The organism is Pseudomonas sp. RGB (genome assembly GCF_007713445.1).
Taxonomy (GTDB): Bacteria; Pseudomonadota; Gammaproteobacteria; order Pseudomonadales; family Pseudomonadaceae; genus Aquipseudomonas.
This window is the reverse complement of record NZ_VMSH01000006.1, coordinates 100508-123053: the sequence shown is the minus strand read 5'-3', so window position 1 is coordinate 123053 and position 22546 is coordinate 100508. Positions and strand designations below refer to the sequence as shown.

The window sequence follows — 22546 nt, the reverse complement described above, 5'->3', positions numbered from 1 at the left end:
AGCGGCGCATCATACCAGCAGCCGAAGGCCAATGGCGCATAGGCTTGGTTTTGTGGGTGGATGGCCTTGAGGCATACTGCGCCGACGTTTAATCCAGAGTCGTCAACAGCATGAAAAAAGCCAACGCCAGCAGTCTAGCTCTGTTCGCCATAATCGGCCTGGGGCTGGCGGCACCGGCTTGGGGCGCGACTGCACCGGCATTGAGCGAGGTGCGCGTGTTTAAAGTGGAGTCTGCCGGTTGCGCTGAAACCATCCCGGAGCGCGCGACCAGCACGCAGATGTGCACCCATCGCGGGCCCACCAAGGTGTCGGTGATGGAAGTCGGCCTGGGCAAAAGCCCGATGGGCCGTTTCGATGGCGCAGAGTTGAACGGGCAACGCTCGCCGGTGTGTCAGGTCGGCAACATCAGCCAGGCCTGTAATGGCGTGGGCACGGTGATGGGCTACATCTATGTGTTTGACCTGAACGTCCAGGCCCCGGGCTGGTTCGAGTACAGCAATTCCTCGATCAACGGCTCGCAAACCCCGCTGACGACGATGCTCAACATCCGCTGATCAATCCTCTTGAACGCTCAATACCCCGGGAAGTCGTACCCCTGAGACGGCGACTTTCCTGAACGCCGCGGATATACCCCAACCCGTGAGGTGTTTATGAGCGCAACCCCCAATGGCGCGGCGGCCAGACCGTTCGTCAGCCACCCGATTCGTCTGACCCTGAACGGCCAGGACCGCCAACTTGATGTGTTGCCGTGGACCACCTTGCTGGACCTGCTGCGCGAACAGTTGGACCTGGTCGGCAGTAAAAAAGGCTGCGACCACGGCCAATGCGGTGCCTGCACAGTGTTGCGCGACGGCAAACGCGTAAACGCCTGCCTGACCCTGGCGGTGATGTGCGATGGCGCCGAGTTGACCACCATCGAAGGCCTGGCCGATGGCGACGTGCTGCACCCGATGCAGCAGGCGTTTATCAAGCATGACGCCTTTCAGTGCGGCTATTGCACCCCAGGGCAGATCTGCTCCGCCGTGGGCCTGGCCAATGAAGGCCGCGCCCACGACACCGCGCAGATCCAGGAGCTGATGAGCGGCAACCTGTGCCGCTGCGGCGCCTACAGCAACATCCGTGATGCCATCGAAGACGCCTTGCCGGCCTGCCGTGCCCAGGGAGGTGAGCAATGAACCCCTTCCAGTACAGTAAGCCAGCCGATGTGCACGAGGCCGTGCACATGAGCAGCGCGGCTTCACGCTTTATCGCCGGTGGCACCAACCTGCTGGACCTGATGAAAGAAAACATCAGCCGCCCCGAGCACTTGATCGATATCACCGGCCTGCCGCTGCAGGGCGTTGAAGAAACCGCCAGTGGCGGCGTGATGATCGGCGCGTTGGTGAGCAACGCCGACCTGGCCTGGCACCCCGTGATCGAGGCGCGTTACCCACTGCTGTCCCAGGCCATCCTGGCCGGAGCCTCGCCGCAGTTGCGCAACATGGCCAGCACCGGCGGCAACTTGTTGCAGCGCACCCGCTGCTACTACTTCTATGACGCCAGCGTGTCCTGCAACAAGCGCGAACCCGGCAGCGGCTGCCCGGCGCGCACCGGCTTGAACCGTATCCACGCGATCCTCGGCGCCAGCGAACACTGCGTGGCCACGCACCCGTCGGACATGTGCGTGGCCTTGGCGGCGCTGGAGGCGCGGGTGCATGTCGAAGGCCGTGCAGGTGCGCGCGTCATCGAATTTGCTGACTTCCATCGACTGCCCGGCGATACGCCGCAGCGCGACAACCTGCTGGCCGACGATGAGTTGATTACCGCCATCGAGCTGCCCGCCAACCAGCTGGCCAGTCACAGTCATTACCTGAAAATCCGCGACCGCGCCTCTTACGCGTTTGCCCTGGTCTCCGTGGCTGCCGCCCTCGAACTGGACGGCGACCAAATCATCGACGCCCGCGTTGCGCTTGGTGGCGTGGCGCACAAGCCTTGGCGTGACCGCGCGGTGGAAGCCTCGCTGATTGGCCAGACGGTCAGCCGCGAAACCTTCAGCAACGCCGCCGACGCCTTGCTGCAAGACGCCGTACCGCTGGAACACAACGGCTTCAAGATCAAGCTGGCGCGCCGTGCAATTATTCGCGCCCTGAGCGACGCCGCAGTCGCAGGAGAACGCCCATGACCGCTATCGGCAAACCTCTGGACCGCGTCGACGGTCTGCTCAAGGTCACCGGCCAGGCGCGCTATGCCGGCGAGTTTCCAGGCAATGACTTGCTGCACGGCAGTGTGGTCTCCAGCACCATCGCCAAGGGCCGGGTGATCAAGATCGATGCCTCAAAGGCCCTGGCGCTGCCGGGCGTGGTCATGGTGCTGGATCACCACAATCGCCCCAAGCTTGCCAGCTACGATGACGCGTTCGCCGACGACGATGCGGCGGATGGCTCGCCGTTTCGCCCGCTCTACAACGACCGCGTCCTTTATAGCGGCCAGCCCTTGGCGCTGGTGATTGCCGACAACCTGGAGCTGGCGCGACATGCCGGTTCTCTGGTCGAGATCGAGTACGCAAGCGAAGCCTTTGAAACCGACTTGCTGGCCATGCAGGAGCAGGCGCACCCCTCGCCGCAAACGCCGCCCGCGCCCCGCGGCAACTTCCAGGCCGAGTGGAGCGCGGCCGCCGTCAGCCTCGACGTGCACTACAGCACGCCCATCGAACACCACAACCCGATTGAGCCCCACGCCAGTACGGTGCTGTATCAGCCGGACGGCACCCTGCATATCCACGACAAAACCCAGGGCCCGCAGAACTGCCAGGCCTATGTGCAAAAAATCTTCGGCCTGGACAAGAGCCAGGTGAGGATTTTTGCCGCGTTCGTCGGCGGCGCTTTCGGTTCGGGCCTGCGCCCGCAATACCAGTTGCCCCTGGCGGTGATGGCGTCCTTGGCGCTCAAGCGTTCGGTGCGCGTCACCCTGACGCGTCAACAGATGTTCACCTTTGGCTACCGACCGCGCACCTTGCAGCGGTTGCAGATGGGCGCGGCCGCCAACGGTCGGCTGCTGGCGTTGGGGCACACCGCGATTGGCCAGACCTCACGCTTTGAAGACTTCAGCGAGCACGTCGTGGAATGGAGCGGCATGCTCTACCACTGCGACAACGTGCAGCTGACCTACAACCTGGTGCCGCTGGATGTGTACACGCCGCTGGACATGCGCGCGCCAGGCGCTGCGCTGGGCGTGATCGGCCTGGAGTGCGCGATGGACGAACTGGCCTGCGCCTTGGGCATGGACCCGGTGCAATTGCGCCTGATCAACTACGCCGAGCGCAACCAGAACGAAGACAAACCCTGGTCGAGCAAAGCCCTGCGCGAGTGCTACAGCGAAGGTGCCGAACGTTTCGGTTGGGGCCAGCGCAACCCGGAGCCGCGCAGCATGCGTGACGGCAACCAGTTGATCGGCTGGGGCATGGCCGGTGGTGTGTGGGAAGCCATGCAGATGAAGGCCAGCGCCAAGGCGAGCATCGACGCCGAAGGCAAATTGACAGTAAGCAGCGCCACCACCGATATCGGCACCGGCACTTACACGGTGATGACCCAGATTGCCGCGCAGGCCAGTGGTGTGGCGATGGGCGATATCCAGTTTTTGCTGGGGGATTCGTCCTTGCCCACCGCGCCATTGCAGGGCGGCTCGTTTACCGTGTCGTCCGTCGGCACCGCCGTGCAACAGGCATGCGAAGCGCTGAACGCCAAACTGCTGAAGGTTGCCCGCCAGACGTACCCGGTGTTCAAGGACGCCGAGTCCGTGCGCTTTGAAGACGGCCAATTGCACACAGGCGATGTGAGTGTGTCGTTGGCCCAACTGGTTAAAGACAGCGGTGAGGACGCGCTGCAAGTGCAGGTTGACAGCGAGCCCGACAAAAAACGCGAGGGCTACGCCACGGCCACTCACTCGGCGGTATTTGTGGAAGTGCGGGTCGATGAAGACCTGGGCACCATCAAGGTCAGCCGCGTGGTCAGCGCGATTGCCGCCGGTCGCGTGGTCAATCCGAAGATGGCCCGCAGCCAGATCCTCGGCGGCGTGGTGTGGGGCATTGGCATGGCGCTGCATGAAGAGACGCAGATCGACCATCACCTGGGGCGCTACATGAACCACAGCCTGGCCGAATACCACATCCCGGTGAATGCCGACATTGGCGAGATTGACGTGATCTTTGTCGAAGAACACGACGACGTCGTCAATGCCCTGGGCTCCAAAGGCGTGGGCGAAATCGGCATTGTCGGAGTGGCGGCGGCGGTGGCGAATGCGATTTATCACGCCACCGGCAAACGGGTACGCGACTTCCCTATCACCCTGGATAAGGTGCTCTAGCACACACCTCAAAACCACGGTGGGAGCGGGCTTGCTCGCGGAATCGGAGCGTCAGTCAGTGAATGTATCGACTGACGCACCGCATTCGCGAGCAAGCCCGCTCCCACATTTTTTTGTAGTCCTGCACCCAGTCAGGCGGCGGTGCTCAGACCTTCGCCGCTTCAGCCTTCGGCTCTTCCACCGGAACATGCATCCGGTCGCGATTGGCCAGGGTTGGGAACAGTTTTATCCACACCCCGGTCACCAGCAGCGTGCCGATCCCGCCCATGACCACGGCGGGCACGGTGCCGAACCAGTGGGCGGTGATCCCCGATTCGAACTCGCCCAGCTGATTGGACGCGCCGATAAACAGGCCGTTGACCGCACTGACGCGGCCGCGCATTTCATCCGGCGTTTCCAGTTGCACGAACGACGCACGGATCACCATGCTGATCATGTCCGCCGCGCCCAGCACCACCAGCACCGCCAGGGAAAACCAGAACGATGTCGACAGGCCGAACGCGATGGTCGCCACGCCAAACACGCCGACGGCAGTAAACATCACGCGCCCGACATGCCGGTCCACCGAGAACCGCGCCAGCCACAACGACATCAACAACGCACCCACCGCCGGTGCCGAGCGCAGCAGGCCCAGGCCCCAGGCGCCGGTCAGCAGGATGTCCTTGGCAAACACCGGCAGCAACGCGGTGGCACCGCCCAGCAGCACGGCGAACAGGTCCAGAGAAATGGCGCCGAGGATGTCCGGGCGGCTGCGGATAAAGCGAATCCCGGCCAGCAGCGAGTCCATGGTGGCCTTGGCTTTGTTCAGCGGGGTCTGGCGCGCGGGCAGGTTGAGGGTCAGCACGCAGGCGATCAGGTACAGCGCCACTGTCGGGCCGTACACCCACACGCTGCCGAATGCGTAGAGCAAACCGCCCAAGGCTGGCGCGACGATGGTTGCCAGTTGCTGCGCCGATTGCGACGAGGCCACGGCCCGCGGGAACAGCGCGCTGGGCACGATGCTCGGCAGCAGCGCCTGGGTGGTCGGCATTTCAAACGAACGCGCAGCGCCCAGCAGGAAGGCGAGGATAAAGATCATCTCGCGCGTCACGTTGCCGGTCAGGCCGCCGATGGCCAGGGACAAGGCGATCAGCGCCTGCACAGTCTGGCAGATGGCGGCAACCTTGCGCCGCTCATAGCGATCGGCCACATGCCCGGTGTGCAGCATGAACAATACGCGTGGGATGAATTCCACCAGGCCGACCAAGCCCAGGTCCAGCACGTTGCCGGTCAGTTGGTAGAGGTTCCAGCCGATGGCCACGGTGAGCATCTGGAAGCCGCTGGCGGTGAAGATCCGAGCCAGCCAGAACGCGATGAAAGGGCGATGGTGACGCAACAGCAACGCAGGTTCACTCGTAGGCATCGGAATTCAGGTCGGGAGCAGAGGGAACGGCGAGATTAGCATCATGCTGTAACAAATAGTTGCAAGGGTTTGCTGTGCACCGGCATGAGGCAAGCTGTCACGCGGCAAAAGACCACGCCGTCCTACAGCGAAAATGGGACTACTCTTTGAGCAATGCTTGATCCAGATCAAAACCGGCCCCGGGATTGTTCTGGAGGCCGAAAGGCCCGATTCCCTACGTGGTTGGTTAAAAAAAGAAACGAATTGAAATTCGCCACACTCCATATCCGTGGGGGCAGTGGGTGCAGGCTTCCAGCCAGCAGCCGGTATTACCTGACAGAGGAAGACTTATGTTCGGTTTGGAGGCGCTAGATCTCGCCCGAATTCAATTCGCATTCACTATCTCGTTCCACATCCTGTTCCCGGCGATCACCATCGGCCTGGCCAGTTACCTCGCGGTGCTGGAAGGTTTGTGGCTCAAGACCCATAACGACACCTACCGTGACCTCTACCATTTCTGGTCGAAGATCTTTGCCGTCAACTTCGGCATGGGCGTGGTCTCGGGCCTGGTCATGGCCTACCAGTTCGGCACCAACTGGAGCCGCTTCTCGGACTTCGCCGGCGCGGTAACCGGGCCGTTGCTGACGTACGAGGTGCTCACGGCCTTCTTCCTGGAGGCGGGTTTCCTCGGCGTGATGCTGTTCGGCTGGAACAAGGTGGGGCGCAAGCTGCACTTTTTTGCCACGGTGATGGTGGCCGTCGGTACGTTGATTTCGACCTTCTGGATTCTTGCGTCCAACAGCTGGATGCAGACCCCGCAAGGCTTTGAAATCGTCGACGGACGCGTGATTCCTACCGACTGGCTGGCGGTGATCTTCAACCCGTCCTTCCCGTACCGGCTGATGCACATGGCCACGGCGGCCTTTGTGGCCACGGCGTTCTTCGTCGGTTCGTCGGCGGCCTGGCACCTGCTGCGCGGCAAGGACAACCCGGCGATCCGCACCATGCTCTCGATGGCAATGTGGATGGCGCTGATCGTGGCACCTATCCAGGCGGTGATCGGTGACTTCCACGGCCTGAACACCCTCAAGCACCAGCCGGCGAAGATCGCCGCGATTGAAGGCCACTGGGAAAATATCGGCAACGAGCCGACGCCGCTGATCCTGTTCGGCCTGCCCGACATGAAGGCCGAAAAAACCAAGTACGCGGTCGAAATTCCTTACCTGGGCAGCCTGATCCTGACGCACTCCCTGGATAAACAGGTGCCGGCGCTCAAGGAGTTCCCGCCTGAAGACCGTCCCAACTCGACCATTGTGTTCTGGTCGTTCCGGGTCATGGTTGGCCTGGGCTTCCTAATGATCTTCACCGGCCTGTTCAGCCTCTGGCTGCGCCGGGGCGACAAGATGTACACCTCCAGGCCGTTCCTGTACCTGGCGCTGTGGATGGGCCCGTCCGGCTTGATCGCGATTCTCGCCGGCTGGTTCACCACCGAAATCGGCCGCCAGCCGTGGGTGGTCTACGGCCTGATGCGCACGGCGGATGCGTCCTCCGGGCATAGCCTGGCGCAGATGACGATCACCCTGGTGCTGTTCGTGGTGGTGTACTTCGCGCTGTTCGGCGCAGGGCTGGGCTACATGATGCGCCTGGTGCGCAAAGGGCCGCAGACCCACGAAGGCAGCGAGCCAACCCATGGTGGCCCTGGCCAGAAACGCACGCCGGCCCGTCCGTTGTCCGCCGCCGATGATGGCAGCGATGACGACCACGCCCACATTCAGCACAAGGGGAATTGAGATGGGTATTGATCTTCCGCTGATCTGGGCCGTGATCATCATCTTCGGCATCATGATGTACGTGGTCATGGACGGCTTCGACCTGGGTATCGGCATTCTCTTTCCGTTCATCCCAGGCAAAGTCGACCGTGACGTGATGATGAACACGGTTGCCCCGGTGTGGGACGGCAACGAAACCTGGCTGGTGCTGGGCGGCGCGGCGTTGTTCGGCGCGTTCCCGCTGGCCTACTCGGTGGTGCTGTCGGCGCTTTACCTGCCACTGATCCTGATGTTGATCGGGCTGATCTTCCGTGGCGTGGCCTTCGAGTTCCGTTTCAAGGCCAAGGACGACAAGCGCCACTTGTGGGACAAGGCGTTTATCGGCGGTTCCATTGCGGCGACCTTCTTCCAGGGTGTGGCGTTGGGAGCGTTCATTGATGGCATTCCGGTGGTCGACCGCCAGTTTGCCGGGGGCTCGCTGGATTGGCTCACGCCGTTCACGATGTTCTGCGGCGTTGCGCTGGTCATCGCGTATGCCTTGCTCGGCTGCACCTGGCTGATCATGAAGACCGAGGGCAAGTTGCAGGAGCAGATGCACAACCTGGCGCGGCCATTGGCGTTCGTGGTGTTGGCGGTAATCGGCGTTGTCAGCCTGTGGACGCCTCTGGCGCACCCGGAAATCGCCTCGCGCTGGTTCACCCTGCCGAACCTGTTCTGGTTCCTGCCGGTGCCGATTCTGGTACTGGTGACTATGTACGGCTTGATCCGCGCGGTGGCGCGAAATGCGCACTACACGCCGTTCCTGCTGACGCTGGTGCTGATCTTCCTCGGCTACAGCGGCTTGGGTATCAGCCTGTGGCCGAACATCATTCCGCCGTCGGTCTCCATCTGGGACGCCGCTGCACCGCCGCAAAGCCAAGGCTTCATGCTGGTGGGCACGTTGTTCATCATCCCGTTCATCCTGGGTTACACCTTCTGGAGCTACTACGTGTTCCGCGGCAAGGTCACCCACGAAGACGGCTATCACTAGGAGGGTCGTTTCATGTCCGGCAAACCTTCGTTGCACGAGATCGAACAGGCCGAGAAACAGCCGTTGTGGCGGCGCCTGGGGTGGCTGGCGATGATCTGGACCGGCAGCGTGCTGGCCCTGTTTGTCGTGGCCAGCCTGATGCGCATGTTCATGAGCGCGGCCGGCCTGACCACCCACTGACATCCCAATCCGGGCCTCGCGGCCCGGCTTTTCAGCCCTGCCACTCGCAAGAGCGGCGGGGTTTTTTTATTTGCGCGCTTTGAGAATCACAAACTTCGGCGTGGCCGCGACTTGCTCGACGCCACGGAACAGCTTCGCCAGCTTGCTGTGATAGCCCAGATGGCGGTTGCCGACGATATATAGCGCGCCACCAACGACCAGGGCGTCACGCGCCTGCTGGAACATGCGCCAGGCAAGGAAGTCACCGACCACCTGCTGCTGGTGGAAGGGCGGGTTGCACAGCACCACGTCCAGCGACTGCGGCGCCTGGCCGGCCAGGCCGTCGTCGGCGCGCAGGGTGACCTCGCGAGCGCCCAGGGCGGCCTGCCAGTTCTCGGCCGCCGATTGCACGGCCATGTAGGACTCATCCACCAGCGTGTAGTGCGCGTCGGGGTTTTGCAGGGCGCTGGCGATCGCCAATACACCGTTGCCGCAGCCCAGGTCGGCCACGCGGGCGCTGCCGAGGCTTTTTGGCAGGTGTGGGAGGAAGGCGCGGGTGCCGATGTCCAGGCCTTCGCGGCAGAATACGTTGGCGTGGTTGAGCAATTCGATGGCCGGTGCGTCCAGGGTGTAGCGGGTAGGGTAGGGCGACACGGCGGTTGGGCGAGCCTCTGCGGTGGCGATCAGCAGCCGGGCTTTTTTGACCGCAAGCGAGGCGTGCATCGGCCCGATGTAGCGCTCCAGCAGTTCACCGGCGGCCCGTGGCAGGTGTTTGATCATCGCCCCTGCGATCACTTCGGCGCCTGGCGCCAGCTGGCCTTGCAGGCGAATCAACTGTTCTTCGAGCAAGGCCAGGGTTTTCGGCACGCGGATCAGCACGCGGTCGAAAGGCCCGGTGGCTACTTGCGAGGCTGGCACAAACGCTACGGCGTCAAACGCCTTGGCGTTGCGCACCAGGTTTTTCTCAAGGCCAAGGGCTGCCAGAAACGAATCGCCACTGGAGGTCACCTGCACCTGGCCTTCGAGGCTGGCCGCCAGGGCACCGAAGCTGTCATTGAGCACCAGCACGCGGGTTGCCGAACTCAGCGACTGTTCGGCCAGGTAGTTGAGCAAGTACTCATCGGCGGCATCAAAGGCCTGCAGCGGGTCATTGTGTTGCTCTGGCTGGCGAATCAGATCGAGCTGGGCGAAGGGGCTGTCAAGCAGGGGCATGGCGGGGGAGGCTCTGGTCATCGATGGGCGTTCGACGGGCGTGGTACCCGGCGTAACCGTCTGAGTGTACGGCGAGGCGGCAACCAAGGCGCAGCTTCAACACTCAGAATTGGCCGTAAATGTTACGTTTTTTTCAGGGGGATTACATGCGGTGTTTCCAGCTTGGCTAAAACCACCCCGCTTTTGAGGCGCGCAGTACAGCTGCGATCTTGTTGGTAACGCCCAGTTTCTTCAGGCAACTGCTGATATGAAAGCCCACCGTACGCTCCGACAGGCACAGAATCGTGGCGATTTCCGAGGCGGTCTTGCCGATGGCTGACCATCTGAGAATTTCTATTTCCCGTGGGGTCAGTTTGCAAGGCGGCGTGATACTCGGTGTGTCGGCATATGTTTGCGCTACAACGGCGTGCATGGCGTGACACAGCCACAGTACCTGGCCTGCTTTCTCGTACAGCTCTTCAGGGCTGACGTTGCCGACACTTCGGGCCAGGGTCAGCATGCTGAACACACCCTGGAAGTCATGCACGGCTTGAGTCCATCCCAGATGCACGCCAAACGATTGGGCCAGCGTCCATAGATGCGGCGCGGTGCTGAACGTTTTTTCATCCCAGACCAGCGGCATTACGCTGCGTTTGCAGTGGGCGACTACGGGATCCACATCAAAAAAATGCGCTTGGTTATAAAGTGTATTCCATTCATTTGGATAGTTGTTTAATCGAATAGGTTTTGTTTGGTTAGCAGGTTGTTGGGAACTCATCGTAAATGAGCAATATTCAAAACCGAGCTGGAAAGTTTGATTGACGATCATCTCGTAAACAGTGGTGATCTTATTCTCGCCTTCCAGTTTTGGGAGTCTCGTGTTGCGCCAGTTAACCATAGGGTGAATCTCCATGGGGTAGGTGTGAGTTGGGTACGTCCTGGCTCCCAATGCGCCACGAACAGGAGTGTAGGATAAAGACTACATATTGAGATGAAAAAGATGTCAGTAAGATTGGCTATTTAAACTTCTTGAACTTGTACAACAGCTGGGCCTTTGTGAAGGTTAGTTGCTGGATGAAGAAAACTTATTGATTTTAATAGGTTGCGGAAACGGCCGATTCAGGGCTGTTTTTATGAACGCCATCATCTAATGGCCTATTGGATGAGGGGCGATAGCTAAATAGTTAGTGTGAGCACGACATTCCCGACGAAGGTGCAATTGCCTCGAAAACATCAGCGTTTCACTGGCGTTACATTCGCGAATGCCCGAGCAATGAAAATGCCAGTACAAACCACCGGTGTTTCCCAGCGACGCTTTGAGGGACACTAGGGCACCTGTTCAACGGAGCCCCCCATGACGGCCAGTGCTGAGAAATTTACCCGCCAGACCTTGCTCGACGTGCAATCGCTGACCCCCAGCCTGTTTACCTTGCGTACCACTCGCGACCCGGGTTTTCGGTTTACCGCCGGCCAGTTCGTGCGCCTGGGGGTGAACACGGCGGATGGCAGCACCGTGTGGCGCGCTTATTCGATCGTGTCCTCACCGTTTGACGAGCACCTCGACTTCTTCTCCATCGTCGTTCCGGGTGGCGAGTTCACCAGTCAATTGAGCCGCCTGCGAGTGGGCGATACCTTGATGGTCGAGCGCCAGGCCACAGGCTTTCTGACGCTGAACCGATTTGTGGACGGGCGAGATTTGTGGCTGCTGGGCACTGGCACAGGCGTGGCGCCGTTCCTGTCGATCCTGCAGGACTTCGAGGTGTGGGAGAAATTCGAGCGCATTGTCCTGGTGTACAGCGCCCGCGAGGCCAAGGAGCTTGCGTATCAGGAACTGATCCACGCGCTGGGCGAGCGTGAGTACCTGGCCGAGTATGCGCACAAGCTGGTCTACATCCCCACCGTCACCCGCGAGCAACACCCTGGCGCCTTGAACGGTCGCATCACCACCTTGATCGAGAATGGCGAACTGGAGCGCGCGGCCGGCGTCGAGTTGACCCCGGAACACTCCCGCGTGCTGATTTGCGGCAACCCGCAGATGGTCGACGACACGCGCCAATTGCTCAAGCAACGCGACATGCAACTGAGTCTGAGCCGGCGCCCGGGCCAGGTGGCAGTGGAGAATTACTGGTAATACGGCGCATAAAAAAGGCGCCTGCAACAGGCGCCTTTTTTGCCAAACCCGTGCCGGTTAAAGCGGCTTGTCGTTCTGTGCCTTGAGCAGATCGCGGATCTCGCCCAGCAACACCTCTTCCTTGGTCGGCGTCGGCGGCAGGCTCGGGGCCACAGCCTCTTCACGCTTGAGGCGGTTGATCGCCTTTACGCCCATGAAGATTGCAAACGCGACAATCAGGAAGTCGACCACGCTCTGGATAAACTTGCCGTAGGCCAACACCACCGCGGGGACGTTGCCCTGAGCGGCCTTGAGTGTGATTGCCAAATCGCCGAAGTCCACACCACCGATCAACAGACCGAGAGGCGGCATCACGACGTCGCCTACAAACGAGGAAACAATTTTGCCGAAGGCGGCGCCGATGATGATACCAACGGCCATATCGACCACATTGCCTTTGACCGCGAAGGCCTTGAACTCACTGATCACGCCCATAGGTTATTCCTTGTTACAGATGAGAAGGGTGGAGGTCAGTGTAAGTCAGTCGTAGAGGGCTTGCGCGACACAACCGTTAACACTGTCAGTTTTTATCGACACATTAAAACTCAAATAGTTTGCAAAGTGCCACCAATCGCGCGCGAAATACTCGCTATTTCAGTGGCTTACCATCGTATTTTCTTAATCGTCCCGGTGGGGTTTTTCTATTTATCTTCTGCGTCGCGGGTCACTAGCCTCTGGCAAGCACAACTGAATGTGCACTAGAAAAACCAGAGGAAACCTCGATGAAGAATCCAATCAAGCGCCGCCCGGTTATCGCGCGACACGCGCTGATACTGGCGAGCGCCAGCCTGCTTTCACTCTCCGTACACGCTGCCAACCTGACCCGCGATAACGGCGCGGCGGTGGGCGACAACCAGAACTCGCAAACGGCCGGCGCCAATGGCCCGGTGCTGTTGCAAGACGTGCAACTGATTCAAAAACTGCAACGCTTTGACCGTGAGCGCATTCCCGAGCGCGTGGTGCACGCCCGTGGCACCGGCGCCCACGGCACCTTCACCGTCACTGACGACCTCAGCGACCTGACCAAGGCCAAAGTGTTCGCGGCAGGCGAGGCCACGCCCGTGTTCGTGCGCTTCTCGGCCGTGGTGCACGGCAACCACTCCCCGGAAACCCTGCGCGACCCGCGCGGCTTCGCCACCAAGTTCTATACCGCCGAAGGTAACTGGGACCTGGTCGGCAATAACTTCCCGACGTTCTTTATCCGCGACGCTATCAAGTTCCCGGACATGGTTCATGCGTTCAAACCCGACCCACGCACTAACCTGGATGACGATTCCCGCCGTTTCGACTTCTTCTCTCATGTTCCAGAGTCCACTCGTACACTCACCGAGTTGTACTCCGACGCCGGCACCCCGGCCAGTTATCGGGAAATGGACGGCAACGGTGTACATGCCTACAAGTTGATTAATGCCAAGGGCGAAGTGCACTACGTCAAGTTCCACTGGAAGAGCCTGCAAGGCATCAACAACCTCGACCCCAAGCAAGTCACCGAAGTACAAGGGCGTGACTACAGCCACATGACCCATGACTTGGTTACCCACATCAACAAGGGTGACTTCCCCAAGTGGGACCTGTATGTGCAAGTGCTCAAGCCTGAGGACTTGGCCAAGTTCGACTTCGACCCGTTGGACGCCACTAAAATCTGGCCGAACGTACCGGAACGCAAAGTCGGGCAGATGGTGCTGAACCGCAACCCGGCGAATGTCTTCCAGGAAACCGAACAAGTGGCCATGGCGCCGGCCAACCTGGTGCCAGGTATCGAGCCTTCTGAAGACCGCCTGCTGCAAGGCCGGGTGTTCTCCTACGCCGACACGCAGATGTACCGCCTGGGCCCGAACGCCCTGCAACTGCCGATCAACGCCCCACGGGTAACCGTTAACAACGGTAACCAGGACGGCGCGATGAATGCAGGCAAAACCACTACCGGCGTGAACTACCAGCCAAGCCGCCTGCTGCCGCGCGAAGAGCCGCAAACCGCGCGCTACAGCCAGTCGGCGCTGTCGGGCAGCACCCAGCAGGCGAAGATCCAGCGTGAGCAGAACTTCAAGCAGGCCGGTGACTTGTACCGCTCGTACAACAAGAAAGAGCGTCAGGACTTGATCGACAACTTTGGCGGCTCGCTGGCCACCACCGATGACGAGAGCAAGCACATCATCCTGTCGTTCCTCTATAAGGCCGACCCGGAGTACGGCACCGGCGTGACCAAGGTCGCCAAGGGTGATTTGGCTCGCGTGAAAGCGCTGGCAGAAAAACTCACTGACTGACGTTGGTTCCGGTCGGCGCCCTTTTACGGGCGTCGACCCCCTGGCAGGAGAACACCCCCATGCGTATTTCGATTGGTTTACTGATGGCGATGCTGGCCTTTGTCGCCCATGCCGAGTCGCCTGACCCGCTCGCGCTCAAGGCGCAGTTGCAGGACTACTATTTCGACGCCGCCCGCCGTGGCGATATCGACATGCTCAACACCTTCATCGAGTCCGGCTACAGCCTCAACACCCAGGACGACAAGGGCTACACCGCGCTGATCCTCGCCGCCTATCACGGCCAGGGCCCTTTCGTGGAGCGCCTGCTCAGCGCCGGCGCCGACGCCTGCGTGCAAGACAAACGCGGCAACACCGCCCTGATGGGCGCCATCTTCAAAGGCGAGCTGAAAATCGCCCAGCGTCTGCTGGCCACCGACTGCAACCCCGACCAACGCAATGGCGCCGGGCAGACCGCGGCCATGTACGCCGGGTTGTTCAAGCGCGTCGAACTGCTCGATGAACTCAAGGCCAAAGGCGCCGACCTCAACGCTGAAGACCCGATCGGCAACAGCGCTTCACGATTGGCCAGTGGTGAAATCCGGACCCCGGCGCCGCGCTGAGCTATCATCGCGGTTTTTCGGTTGGAGGTTCTCAAATGGCAAAGGCCAAGCGCATGTACGGCTGCACGGAGTGCGGCGCGACCTTTCCCAAGTGGGCCGGCCAATGCACCGAGTGCGGCGCGTGGAACACCCTGACGGAAACCATGATCGAAAGCGGCGGCGCCGCAGCGCCCACCGGTCGTGCCGGCTGGACCGGGCAACAGGCGCAGATCAAGACCCTGGCCGAAGTCAGCGTCGAAGAAATTCCGCGTTTCTCCACCGCGTCCGGTGAGCTCGACCGCGTGCTTGGCGGCGGCCTGGTGGACGGCTCGGTGGTGCTGATCGGCGGCGACCCGGGCATCGGCAAATCGACCATCCTGCTGCAAACCCTGTGCAGCATCGCCAGCCGCATGCCGGCGCTGTACGTCACCGGCGAAGAATCCCAGCAGCAAGTGGCGATGCGCGCCCGCCGCCTGGGCTTGCCCCAGGACCAACTGCGGGTGATGACCGAAACCTGCATCGAAAGCATCATCGCCACGGCGCGCATCGAAAAGCCCAAGGTCATGGTGATCGACTCGATCCAGACGATTTTTACCGAACAGCTGCAATCGGCGCCGGGCGGCGTCTCCCAAGTGCGCGAGAGCGCGGCGCTGCTGGTGCGTTATGCCAAGCAGAGCGGCACGGCGATCTTCCTGGTCGGCCATGTAACCAAAGAAGGTGCGCTGGCCGGCCCGCGGGTACTGGAGCACATGGTCGACACCGTGTTGTATTTCGAGGGTGAATCCGATGGCCGTTTGCGGTTGCTGCGGGCGGTGAAGAACCGCTTCGGCGCGGTGAACGAACTGGGCGTGTTTGCCATGACCGACCGTGGGCTTAAAGAAGTCTCCAACCCCTCGGCGATTTTTCTCACACGCGCTCAGGAAGAAGTCCCGGGCAGCGTGGTGATGGCGACGTGGGAAGGCACCCGTCCGATGCTGGTGGAAGTGCAGGCACTGGTGGATGACAGCCATTTGGCCAATCCGCGCCGCGTGACCCTTGGCCTGGACCAGAATCGCCTGGCAATGCTGCTGGCGGTGTTGCACCGTCACGGCGGCATTCCCACCCACGACCAGGACGTGTTTCTCAACGTGGTCGGTGGGGTGAAGGTGCTGGAAACCGCCTCCGACCTGGCGTTGATGGCGGCGGTGATGTCCAGCCTGCGCAATAAACCGTTACCCCACGATCTGCTGGTGTTTGGTGAGGTTGGCCTGTCGGGCGAAGTGCGCCCGGTGCCGAGCGGCCAGGAGCGTCTGAAGGAGGCGGCCAAGCACGGCTTCAAGCGCGCGATTGTGCCCAAGGGCAACGCGCCCAAGGAAATGCCGGCAGGGTTGAAGGTGATCGGTGTAACCCGCCTTGAGCAGGCGCTGGATGCACTGTTCGAATAATTCATGGATCAGTCAGGGATGAGTGCAATGCACAACTCGAATCGCTGGGCAGCCGTTGCCCTGTTCATGGCCTTGGTAGGGTTGCCGATGGGCGCTTTGGCCGAGCCGGCCAAGCTGCCGGTCGGTTACCGATCGGCGCAGACGTTGGCAACGCAAGACGCCAGCGTGTTGCAGGTACTGGAGGACCAGCGCATCAGCGCCCAGTTGCACAAAGACAGCTGGGGCAATGGCCTGGATGAGGACTCGTTTGACGAGCCCGGTGATCTGGTTGAACACCCGCTGCTCAACGCCCGACTGCGCTTGCTGTCGGCGTCCGGAGAAGTGCTGGCAAGCGAAGAACTCGGCTACCCGTTGGCCCAGGTGGAGAACGCCCCCATCAAAGGGCTGCCGGAACCTGTGTATTTTTTGACCATCGATCAAACCGCGCCGATGGGCAGCTACAGCGGCCCCGCGACACAGCTGCTGCTGCCGAGCCGGCAGCAACTCACGCCGCTGAATTACAAAAGCGCCGACGCTAAGGTCGAGCCATTGACCCTGGCCCAGACCGGCAAAGCCGCGTGGCAGATCGCAACGCCCGCCGAAGGAGGCGCGGATGAGTTGTTGCAAGTCTCGTCATTCATGGACGGTGACGGCGATGATGATTTTGCCACCCGGTTTGAAACCTACCGTTTTGTCGACGGGCAATGGCAGGCCACGTCGAGTCAGAAGGCGGGCTACTGGGACGCAGAAAACGAGTTCCCTGCGCGTACGGCGTTTCCCTGACGCGTCACACCTGCAGCAGTGCGCCCAGTTCGCGCTCAAGTTCTTCCTGATCGCCGAGGTTCAGTTCGATCAGCCGACGTAAATGGCTGATCGAGTCCAGGTCGATGTGTTCGCACACAAACCCCAATTGCCCGTGATCGTCATGGGCCAGCTTCACCTGCATCTTTATATGCGCCTGCGGATCAAGGCGAATATCCACGTCGAACGACTCCGTGCGATTGCCCTGCCAGTCATCCGGGCGTTGCACCAGCAAACCTTTGAGCGACAGGTCCACCAGTTGCACCGGCCAATTCCAGCCGTTCTGCGCAATGGTCGTTCGTGCATCGAAGGCGATACGCCGAAAACGGCGTCGATCAGACGACTGTTCGTTCATGTCAAATCCTCTGTGGATAGAAGGATTGTAGCCCCGCGCCATCATCGAGCTTTTATTTGTGCTTTTTTTGCCCGTGCAAGGCTCTAGACCAATGTAGGGGGGTGGCCTTTAAAGCCAACAGCGCTAAACTCGGACTGGCTGTCCTTTCTGTCCACCCTGGCTGGAATATAAAAATGAAAAATAATAATAGCCTGCTACGCCACCTACCCTGGCTGGTGCTGGCAATCGTAGGAGCGTGCGCCCTTGGCGTAGTGGCCTTGCGCCGCGGCGAGGCGATCAACGCCTTGTGGATTGTGGTCGCTGCAGTCGCCATCTATCTGGTTGCGTACCGTTACTACAGCCTGTTCATCGCTAACAACGTGATGCAACTCGATCCACGGCGGGCCACCCCCGCAGTGCTCAACAATGACGGTCTGGACTATGTGCCGACCAACAAACACATCCTTTTTGGCCACCACTTTGCGGCGATTGCCGGTGCAGGCCCGCTGGTCGGCCCGGTACTGGCGGCGCAAATGGGCTACCTGCCCGGCACCCTGTGGCTGATTGCTGGCGTAGTGCTGGCCGGTGCAGTGCAAGACTTCATGGTCCTGTTCCTGTCCACCCGTCGCAATGGCCGTTCCCTTGGCGACATGGTTCGCGAAGAGATGGGCCGCATCCCGGGGACCATCGCGCTGTTTGGCTGCTTCCTGATCATGATCATCATCCTCGCGGTGCTGGCGCTGATCGTGGTCAAGGCCCTGGCCGAGAGCCCATGGGGCATCTTCACCGTAATGGCGACCATCCCGATTGCGATGTTCATGGGCGTGTACATGCGCTACATCCGCCCGGGCCGCATTGGTGAAATATCGGTGATCGGCGTGCTGTTGCTGCTCGGTTCGATCTGGCTGGGCGGGCAGATTGCCGCTGACCCGGTATGGGCCAAGGCGTTCTCCTTCACTGGGATCCAAATCACCTGGATGCTGATCGGCTACGGCTTCGTTGCCGCAGTACTGCCGGTGTGGCTGATCCTGGCACCGCGTGACTACCTCTCCACCTTCCTCAAAATCGGCACCATCATCGCTCTGGCGATCGGCATTCTGGTCACCATGCCAGAGCTGAAAATGCCGGCGCTGACCCAGTTCATCGACGGCACCGGTCCGGTGTGGAAGGGCGGCCTGTTCCCGTTCCTGTTCATCACCATCGCCTGTGGCGCGGTTTCGGGTTTCCACGCGCTGATTTCCTCGGGCACCACGCCCAAGTTGCTGGATAACGAAGTCAACGCCCGTTACATCGGTTACGGCGCGATGCTGATGGAATCGTTCGTGGCCATCATGGCAATGGTTGCCGCGTCGGTGATCGAGCCTGGCGTGTACTTCGCCATGAACAGCCCGGCCGCCGTGGTCGGTGGTGATGTGATGGCCGTGGCACAAACCGTCAGCAGCTGGGGTTTTGCGATTACGCCGGAAGCGCTGCAAGCAGTGGCCCATGACATTGGCGAAACCACCATCCTGGCACGTGCCGGCGGTGCGCCGACCCTCGCGGTGGGTATCGCGCAGATCCTGCACAGTGTGTTGCCGGGTGAAAACACCATGGCGTTCTGGTACCACTTTGCGATCCTGTTCGAAGCGCTGTTCATCCTGACGGCGGTTGACGCCGGTACCCGTGCCGGTCGCTTCATGCTTCAGGACTTGCTCGGCTCCTTCGTGCCGTCGCTCAAGCGCACCGAATCCTGGACCGCCAACCTGATTGCAACCGCAGGTTGCGTGGCAATGTGGGGTTACCTGCTGTACCAAGGCGTGATCGACCCACTGGGCGGCATCAACACCTTGTGGCCGCTGTTCGGTATCTCCAACCAGATGCTGGCCGGGATCGCGCTGATGCTCGCCACGGTTGTGCTGATCAAAATGAAACGCCAGCGCTACATCTGGGTGACCATGCTGCCGGCGGTCTGGCTGCTGATCTGCACCACCACGGCGGGCTTCATCAAGCTGTTCGACGCGAACCCTGCGATTGGCTTCCTGTCGCTGGCCAAGAAGTACAGCGATGCCCTGGCAGGCGGCCAGATCCTCGCGCCGGCCAAGAACATCGACCAGATGCAACACGTGATCTGGAACGCCTACACCAACGCAACGCTCACGGCGCTGTTCCTGTTCGTGGTGTTCAGCATCCTGTTCTATGCGCTCAAGGTCGGCGTCGCCGCCTGGGGCAACAAAGAACGTACGGATAAAGAAGCCCCGTTCCAGGCGGTTCCGGACGCGTAATCGAGGATTGCAACCATGTTCAATGACATCAGTCGCCTCGGTAAATACCTCGGTCAGGCCGCGCGCCTGATGGTCGGCATGCCCGACTACGACACCTACGTCGAGCATATGCAAACCAAACACCCGGACAAACCGGTGATGGACTACAAGGCGTTCTTCCGGGAGCGCCAGGAAGCCCGTTACGGTGGCAAGGGTGGGCCCAAGTGCTGCTGACCTGCCTTTTGGGTTAGCGCAATTGCCCTGTGAACGCAGGGCGTTATGTGGGAGCTGGCTTGCCTGCGATAGCATCACCTCGGTCTGATTGAAAAACCGAGTGGTCTGCATCGCAGGCAAGCCAGCTCCCACATTTGTTTTGTGTTCCTTCAGTCATTTCATCTGAAAAGGAGAATTTTTTTGTCCTCTCCCATCCCCGTCACCATCCTCAGCGGCTTTCTCGGCGCGGGCAAAACCACCTTGCTGCGCCACCTGCTCAAGGCCGAGCACGGCTTGAAAATCGCCGTGATCGAAAACGAATTCAGTGACGCCGGTATCGACACCCAGCTGCTGGGCGCAGAACCGGTGCAGGTCATGACCCTGTCCAACGGTTGCGTGTGCTGCACCATCCACACCGACCTGACCAAAGCCCTGTACCTGCTGCTCGAGCGCCTGGACAGCGGCGAGATTGCCTTCGACCGCCTGGTGATCGAGTGCACCGGCCTGGCCGACCCGGCACCGGTGGCCCAGACCTTTTTCATCGACGAAGAACTGCGCGAGCGCTACCTCCTCGACGGCATCATCACCTTGGTGGACGCGGCCCACGCCGAACACCACCTGACCCAGACGATCGCCCAGGCCCAGATCGGTTTTGCCGACCGCCTGCTGGTGAGCAAGCGCGACCTGGTGGACGCAGCGACCTTCGACGCCCTCAGCCAGCGCCTGACCCGCATCAACCGCCGCGCGCCGATCCGTGTGGTCGACCACGGCGCCATCGACCTGGCGGAATTGCTCGATGTGCGCGGCTTCAACCTCAACGCCGGCATGAGCCTGCGCCCGGTCAGCGCGGCGCCGGCCATCGACCGCATTTCCAGCCTGGTGCTGCGCACCGACCAGCCGCTGGATATCGACCGCCTCAGCGAGTTCATGAACGAGCTGCTGGAAGACCACGGCAAGCAACTGCTGCGCTACAAGGGCGTACTGAACATTGCCGGCGAAGACCGGCGCATGGTGTTTCAAGGCGTGCTCAAGCTTTACGGGTTCGATTGGGACACCGAATGGGCCGAGGGCGAGGCGCGTGAAAGTGTGATTGTGTTTATTGCTGATGAGTTACCGGAAGACAAAATCCGCGACGGCTTTGCCAAGGTCTACCAATCCTGACTTGAAACACGGTCCACTGTCGGAGCTGGCTTGTCTGCGATTGCGGTGGGTCAGGCAATGATGTGCCCGTTGACAGGCCGCTATCGCAGGCAAGCCAGCTCCCACAGGTGATTGCATTTCAAGTTGAAATTCGGGCATAAAAAAGCCCGGCGCTAAGGCCGGGCTTTTTATTCAAGCCACTGCAATCAAGCGCCGTACACCGGCAGCTTTTTGCAGATGGCCTTGACCTTTTCACGCACCGCGTCGATCACGGCTTCGTTGTTCAGGTCAGCCAGGATGTCGCAGATCCAGCCAGCCAGTTCCTTGCACTCTGCTTCCTTGAAGCCACGCGTGGTCACAGCCGGGGTGCCGAAACGCAGGCCGGAGGTGACGAACGGCGAACGTGGGTCGTTCGGCACGGAGTTTTTGTTCACGGTGATGAAGGCTTTGCCCAGGGCAGCGTCAGCATCTTTACCGGAAATGTCCTGCTTGATCAGCGACAGCAGGAACAGGTGGTTTTCAGTACCGCCGGACACCACGTCGTAGCCGCGTTCGATGAACACGCCAGCCATGGCCTTGGCGTTCTTGACCACTTGTTGCTGGTAAGTCTTGAACTCAGGCTGCAGGGCTTCTTTGAAGCAGATCGCTTTGGCGGCGATGACGTGCTCCAGCGGGCCACCCTGGGCGCCTGGGAATACGGCGGAGTTCAGCTTCTTCTCGATCTCGGCGTTGGCGCGCGCCAAGATCAGGCCGCCACGTGGGCCGCGCAGGGTTTTGTGCGTAGTGGTGGTGACCACGTCAGCGTAAGGCACCGGGTTCGGGTAAACGCCAGCGGCGACCAGACCGGCTACGTGAGCCATGTCGACGAACAGGTAGGCGCCGACTTTGTCAGCGATGGCGCGGAAACGTGGGAAGTCCAGGATCTGCGAGTAGGCAGAGAAACCGGCCACGATCATTTTAGGCTTGTGCTCGACCGCCAGACGCTCGACTTCGTCGTAGTCGATCAGGCCGTTGGCATCGATACCGTACTGAACGGCGTTGTACAGCTTGCCGGAGGAGGAAACGCTGGCGCCGTGGGTCAGGTGACCGCCGTGGGCCAGGCTCATGCCCAGGATGGTGTCGCCGCCTTGCAGCAGGGCCAGGTACACGGCGCTGTTGGCTTGGGAACCGGCGTGTGGCTGGACGTTGGCGTAATCGGCGCCGAACAGTTCCTTGGCACGGTCAATGGCCAACTGCTCAACCACGTCGACGTACTCGCAACCACCGTAGTAGCGCTTGCCTGGGTAGCCTTCGGCGTACTTGTTGGTCAGAACCGAACCTTGAGCCTCCATGACCGCGGGGCTGGTGTAGTTTTCCGAAGCGATCAGCTCAATGTGCTCTTCCTGGCGCACGGCTTCTTGCTCCATGGCGGCAAAGAGATCGGCGTCGTACTTGGCAATAGTCAAATCACGGCTGAACATGGCGGTCCTCAAGGATCGGGGGCAGAAAAGGAGGGCATTCTAACCCAATGGGTTTTAGATGGCATATGAAAG

21 protein-coding genes are annotated in these 22546 nt (G+C 60.9%); 15 read left to right on the top strand and 6 right to left on the bottom strand.

What is annotated here, in order from left to right; translation table 11 throughout:
• The first annotated feature begins 110 nt into the window (after window positions 1-110).
• The 4 genes from FPT15_RS14770 to FPT15_RS14755 all read left to right on the top strand — a co-directional run bounded on the left by FPT15_RS14770 (window position 111) and on the right by FPT15_RS14755 (window position 4341).
• Window positions 111-554 (top strand): DUF4879 domain-containing protein, encoded by a 444-nt coding sequence (locus FPT15_RS14770; RefSeq protein WP_145162247.1) that lies wholly within the window; start codon window positions 111-113, stop codon window positions 552-554.
• Window positions 555-650: 96 nt separating this feature from the next.
• Window positions 651-1175 carry a (2Fe-2S)-binding protein gene (locus tag FPT15_RS14765; protein WP_145162245.1) on the top strand — a complete coding sequence of 175 codons (525 nt, stop codon included), beginning with the start codon at window positions 651-653 and terminating at the stop codon, window positions 1173-1175.
• On the top strand, window positions 1172-2161 hold the full coding sequence (locus FPT15_RS14760) for a xanthine dehydrogenase family protein subunit M (protein ID WP_145162242.1): 990 nt from the start codon (window positions 1172-1174) through the stop codon (window positions 2159-2161). The genes FPT15_RS14765 and FPT15_RS14760 overlap by 4 nt, the downstream gene beginning before the upstream one ends.
• Window positions 2158-4341 (top strand): xanthine dehydrogenase family protein molybdopterin-binding subunit, encoded by a 2184-nt coding sequence (locus tag FPT15_RS14755; protein WP_145162239.1) that lies wholly within the window; start codon window positions 2158-2160, stop codon window positions 4339-4341. The genes FPT15_RS14760 and FPT15_RS14755 overlap by 4 nt, the downstream gene beginning before the upstream one ends.
• Window positions 4342-4486: 145 nt before the next feature.
• Here FPT15_RS14755 and FPT15_RS14750 read toward each other — a convergent pair whose 3' ends face one another.
• Window positions 4487-5743, bottom strand: a complete 1257-nt coding sequence (locus tag FPT15_RS14750) for an MFS transporter (RefSeq protein ID WP_145162236.1) — start codon at window positions 5741-5743, stop codon at window positions 4487-4489.
• 329 nt (window positions 5744-6072) lie between these two features.
• On the opposite strand from FPT15_RS14750, the gene FPT15_RS14745 reads away from it, so the two are divergent.
• The 3 genes from FPT15_RS14745 to FPT15_RS14735 are packed head-to-tail and all read left to right on the top strand — an operon-like array spanning window position 6073 to window position 8701.
• Complete coding sequence (locus FPT15_RS14745; protein ID WP_106579300.1) at window positions 6073-7512, top strand: cytochrome ubiquinol oxidase subunit I; 1440 nt, start codon at window positions 6073-6075, stop codon at window positions 7510-7512.
• Window position 7513: 1 nt separating this feature from the next.
• A complete protein-coding gene (gene cydB, locus FPT15_RS14740; protein ID WP_124418507.1) occupies window positions 7514-8521 on the top strand; it encodes a cytochrome d ubiquinol oxidase subunit II in 1008 nt (335 codons plus the stop codon).
• Window positions 8522-8533: 12 nt separating this feature from the next.
• The gene (locus FPT15_RS14735; protein ID WP_071489954.1) at window positions 8534-8701 is read left to right on the top strand and encodes a DUF2474 domain-containing protein; all 168 of its coding nucleotides are present in this window, start codon (window positions 8534-8536) and stop codon (window positions 8699-8701) included.
• A gap of 66 nt (window positions 8702-8767) precedes the next feature.
• Here the strand turns inward: FPT15_RS14735 and FPT15_RS14730 are convergent, their stop codons facing one another.
• Window positions 8768-9892 (bottom strand): methyltransferase, encoded by a 1125-nt coding sequence (locus FPT15_RS14730; RefSeq protein WP_145162233.1) that lies wholly within the window; start codon window positions 9890-9892, stop codon window positions 8768-8770.
• A gap of 166 nt (window positions 9893-10058) precedes the next feature.
• Window positions 10059-10769, bottom strand: a complete 711-nt coding sequence (locus FPT15_RS14725) for a LuxR family transcriptional regulator (protein WP_145162230.1) — start codon at window positions 10767-10769, stop codon at window positions 10059-10061.
• Window positions 10770-11225: 456 nt separating this feature from the next.
• On the opposite strand from FPT15_RS14725, the gene FPT15_RS14720 reads away from it, so the two are divergent.
• Window positions 11226-12002: a ferredoxin--NADP reductase gene (locus FPT15_RS14720; protein ID WP_145162227.1), complete on the top strand. Its 777-nt coding sequence runs from the start codon at window positions 11226-11228 to the stop codon at window positions 12000-12002.
• Between the two features lie 57 nt (window positions 12003-12059).
• Here FPT15_RS14720 and mscL read toward each other — a convergent pair whose 3' ends face one another.
• A complete protein-coding gene (gene mscL / locus FPT15_RS14715) occupies window positions 12060-12476 on the bottom strand; it encodes a large-conductance mechanosensitive channel protein MscL (protein WP_106579295.1) in 417 nt (138 codons plus the stop codon).
• 287 nt (window positions 12477-12763) lie between these two features.
• On the opposite strand from mscL, the gene katB reads away from it, so the two are divergent.
• From katB to FPT15_RS14695, 4 genes are read left to right on the top strand one after another with little or no spacing between them, the layout of a single operon-like run.
• On the top strand, window positions 12764-14305 hold the full coding sequence (gene katB, locus FPT15_RS14710; protein ID WP_119740979.1) for a catalase KatB: 1542 nt from the start codon (window positions 12764-12766) through the stop codon (window positions 14303-14305).
• Window positions 14306-14364: 59 nt separating this feature from the next.
• Window positions 14365-14904, top strand: coding sequence for an ankyrin repeat domain-containing protein (locus FPT15_RS14705; protein ID WP_145162225.1), 540 nt, complete (start codon window positions 14365-14367; stop codon window positions 14902-14904).
• A 35-nt stretch (window positions 14905-14939) separates the two neighbouring features.
• Window positions 14940-16307 carry a DNA repair protein RadA gene (gene radA, locus FPT15_RS14700; protein WP_017139308.1) on the top strand — a complete coding sequence of 456 codons (1368 nt, stop codon included), beginning with the start codon at window positions 14940-14942 and terminating at the stop codon, window positions 16305-16307.
• Between the two features lie 27 nt (window positions 16308-16334).
• Entirely contained in the window at window positions 16335-17069 is a 735-nt protein-coding gene (locus FPT15_RS14695; protein ID WP_145162223.1) for a hypothetical protein, read from the top strand.
• A gap of 4 nt (window positions 17070-17073) precedes the next feature.
• Here FPT15_RS14695 and FPT15_RS14690 read toward each other — a convergent pair whose 3' ends face one another.
• Entirely contained in the window at window positions 17074-17442 is a 369-nt protein-coding gene (locus FPT15_RS14690) for a PilZ domain-containing protein (protein ID WP_106579292.1), read from the bottom strand.
• Between the two features lie 173 nt (window positions 17443-17615).
• Here FPT15_RS14690 and FPT15_RS14685 point away from each other — a divergent pair, with 173 nt between their 5' ends.
• The 3 genes from FPT15_RS14685 to yjiA all read left to right on the top strand — a co-directional run bounded on the left by FPT15_RS14685 (window position 17616) and on the right by yjiA (window position 21035).
• A complete protein-coding gene (locus FPT15_RS14685) occupies window positions 17616-19682 on the top strand; it encodes a carbon starvation CstA family protein (RefSeq protein ID WP_106579291.1) in 2067 nt (688 codons plus the stop codon).
• Window positions 19683-19697: 15 nt separating this feature from the next.
• Window positions 19698-19895, top strand: a complete 198-nt coding sequence (locus FPT15_RS14680) for a YbdD/YjiX family protein (RefSeq protein WP_003194308.1) — start codon at window positions 19698-19700, stop codon at window positions 19893-19895.
• A gap of 180 nt (window positions 19896-20075) precedes the next feature.
• On the top strand, window positions 20076-21035 hold the full coding sequence (yjiA, locus tag FPT15_RS14675) for a GTPase (protein WP_145162221.1): 960 nt from the start codon (window positions 20076-20078) through the stop codon (window positions 21033-21035).
• 185 nt (window positions 21036-21220) lie between these two features.
• Here yjiA and glyA read toward each other — a convergent pair whose 3' ends face one another.
• A complete protein-coding gene (gene glyA / locus FPT15_RS14670; protein ID WP_145162219.1) occupies window positions 21221-22474 on the bottom strand; it encodes a serine hydroxymethyltransferase in 1254 nt (417 codons plus the stop codon).
• Between the last annotated feature and the right edge of the window lie 72 nt (window positions 22475-22546).

Excerpts from the sequence above, each read along its gene's own strand:
- FPT15_RS14690 (WP_106579292.1), bottom strand. The coding sequence starts at position 17,442 with ATGAACGAACAGTCGTCTGATCGACGCCGTTTTCGGCGTATCGCCTTC.
- mscL (WP_106579295.1), bottom strand. The coding sequence starts at position 12,476 with ATGGGCGTGATCAGTGAGTTCAAGGCCTTCGCGGTCAAAGGCAATGTG.
- FPT15_RS14705 (WP_145162225.1), top strand. The coding sequence starts at position 14,365 with ATGCGTATTTCGATTGGTTTACTGATGGCGATGCTGGCCTTTGTCGCC.
- FPT15_RS14685 (WP_106579291.1), top strand. The coding sequence starts at position 17,616 with ATGAAAAATAATAATAGCCTGCTACGCCACCTACCCTGGCTGGTGCTG.
- FPT15_RS14695 (WP_145162223.1), top strand. The coding sequence starts at position 16,335 with ATGCACAACTCGAATCGCTGGGCAGCCGTTGCCCTGTTCATGGCCTTG.
- radA (WP_017139308.1), top strand. The coding sequence starts at position 14,940 with ATGGCAAAGGCCAAGCGCATGTACGGCTGCACGGAGTGCGGCGCGACC.
- cydB (WP_124418507.1), top strand. The coding sequence starts at position 7,514 with ATGGGTATTGATCTTCCGCTGATCTGGGCCGTGATCATCATCTTCGGC.
- katB (WP_119740979.1), top strand. The coding sequence starts at position 12,764 with ATGAAGAATCCAATCAAGCGCCGCCCGGTTATCGCGCGACACGCGCTG.
- FPT15_RS14735 (WP_071489954.1), top strand. The coding sequence starts at position 8,534 with ATGTCCGGCAAACCTTCGTTGCACGAGATCGAACAGGCCGAGAAACAG.
- FPT15_RS14770 (WP_145162247.1), top strand. The coding sequence starts at position 111 with ATGAAAAAAGCCAACGCCAGCAGTCTAGCTCTGTTCGCCATAATCGGC.
- FPT15_RS14725 (WP_145162230.1), bottom strand. The coding sequence starts at position 10,769 with ATGGTTAACTGGCGCAACACGAGACTCCCAAAACTGGAAGGCGAGAAT.
- FPT15_RS14720 (WP_145162227.1), top strand. The coding sequence starts at position 11,226 with ATGACGGCCAGTGCTGAGAAATTTACCCGCCAGACCTTGCTCGACGTG.
- glyA (WP_145162219.1), bottom strand. The coding sequence starts at position 22,474 with ATGTTCAGCCGTGATTTGACTATTGCCAAGTACGACGCCGATCTCTTT.
- FPT15_RS14750 (WP_145162236.1), bottom strand. The coding sequence starts at position 5,743 with ATGCCTACGAGTGAACCTGCGTTGCTGTTGCGTCACCATCGCCCTTTC.
- FPT15_RS14765 (WP_145162245.1), top strand. The coding sequence starts at position 651 with ATGAGCGCAACCCCCAATGGCGCGGCGGCCAGACCGTTCGTCAGCCAC.
- FPT15_RS14755 (WP_145162239.1), top strand. The coding sequence starts at position 2,158 with ATGACCGCTATCGGCAAACCTCTGGACCGCGTCGACGGTCTGCTCAAG.
- FPT15_RS14760 (WP_145162242.1), top strand. The coding sequence starts at position 1,172 with ATGAACCCCTTCCAGTACAGTAAGCCAGCCGATGTGCACGAGGCCGTG.
- FPT15_RS14745 (WP_106579300.1), top strand. The coding sequence starts at position 6,073 with ATGTTCGGTTTGGAGGCGCTAGATCTCGCCCGAATTCAATTCGCATTC.
- FPT15_RS14730 (WP_145162233.1), bottom strand. The coding sequence starts at position 9,892 with ATGCCCCTGCTTGACAGCCCCTTCGCCCAGCTCGATCTGATTCGCCAG.
- FPT15_RS14680 (WP_003194308.1), top strand. The coding sequence starts at position 19,698 with ATGTTCAATGACATCAGTCGCCTCGGTAAATACCTCGGTCAGGCCGCG.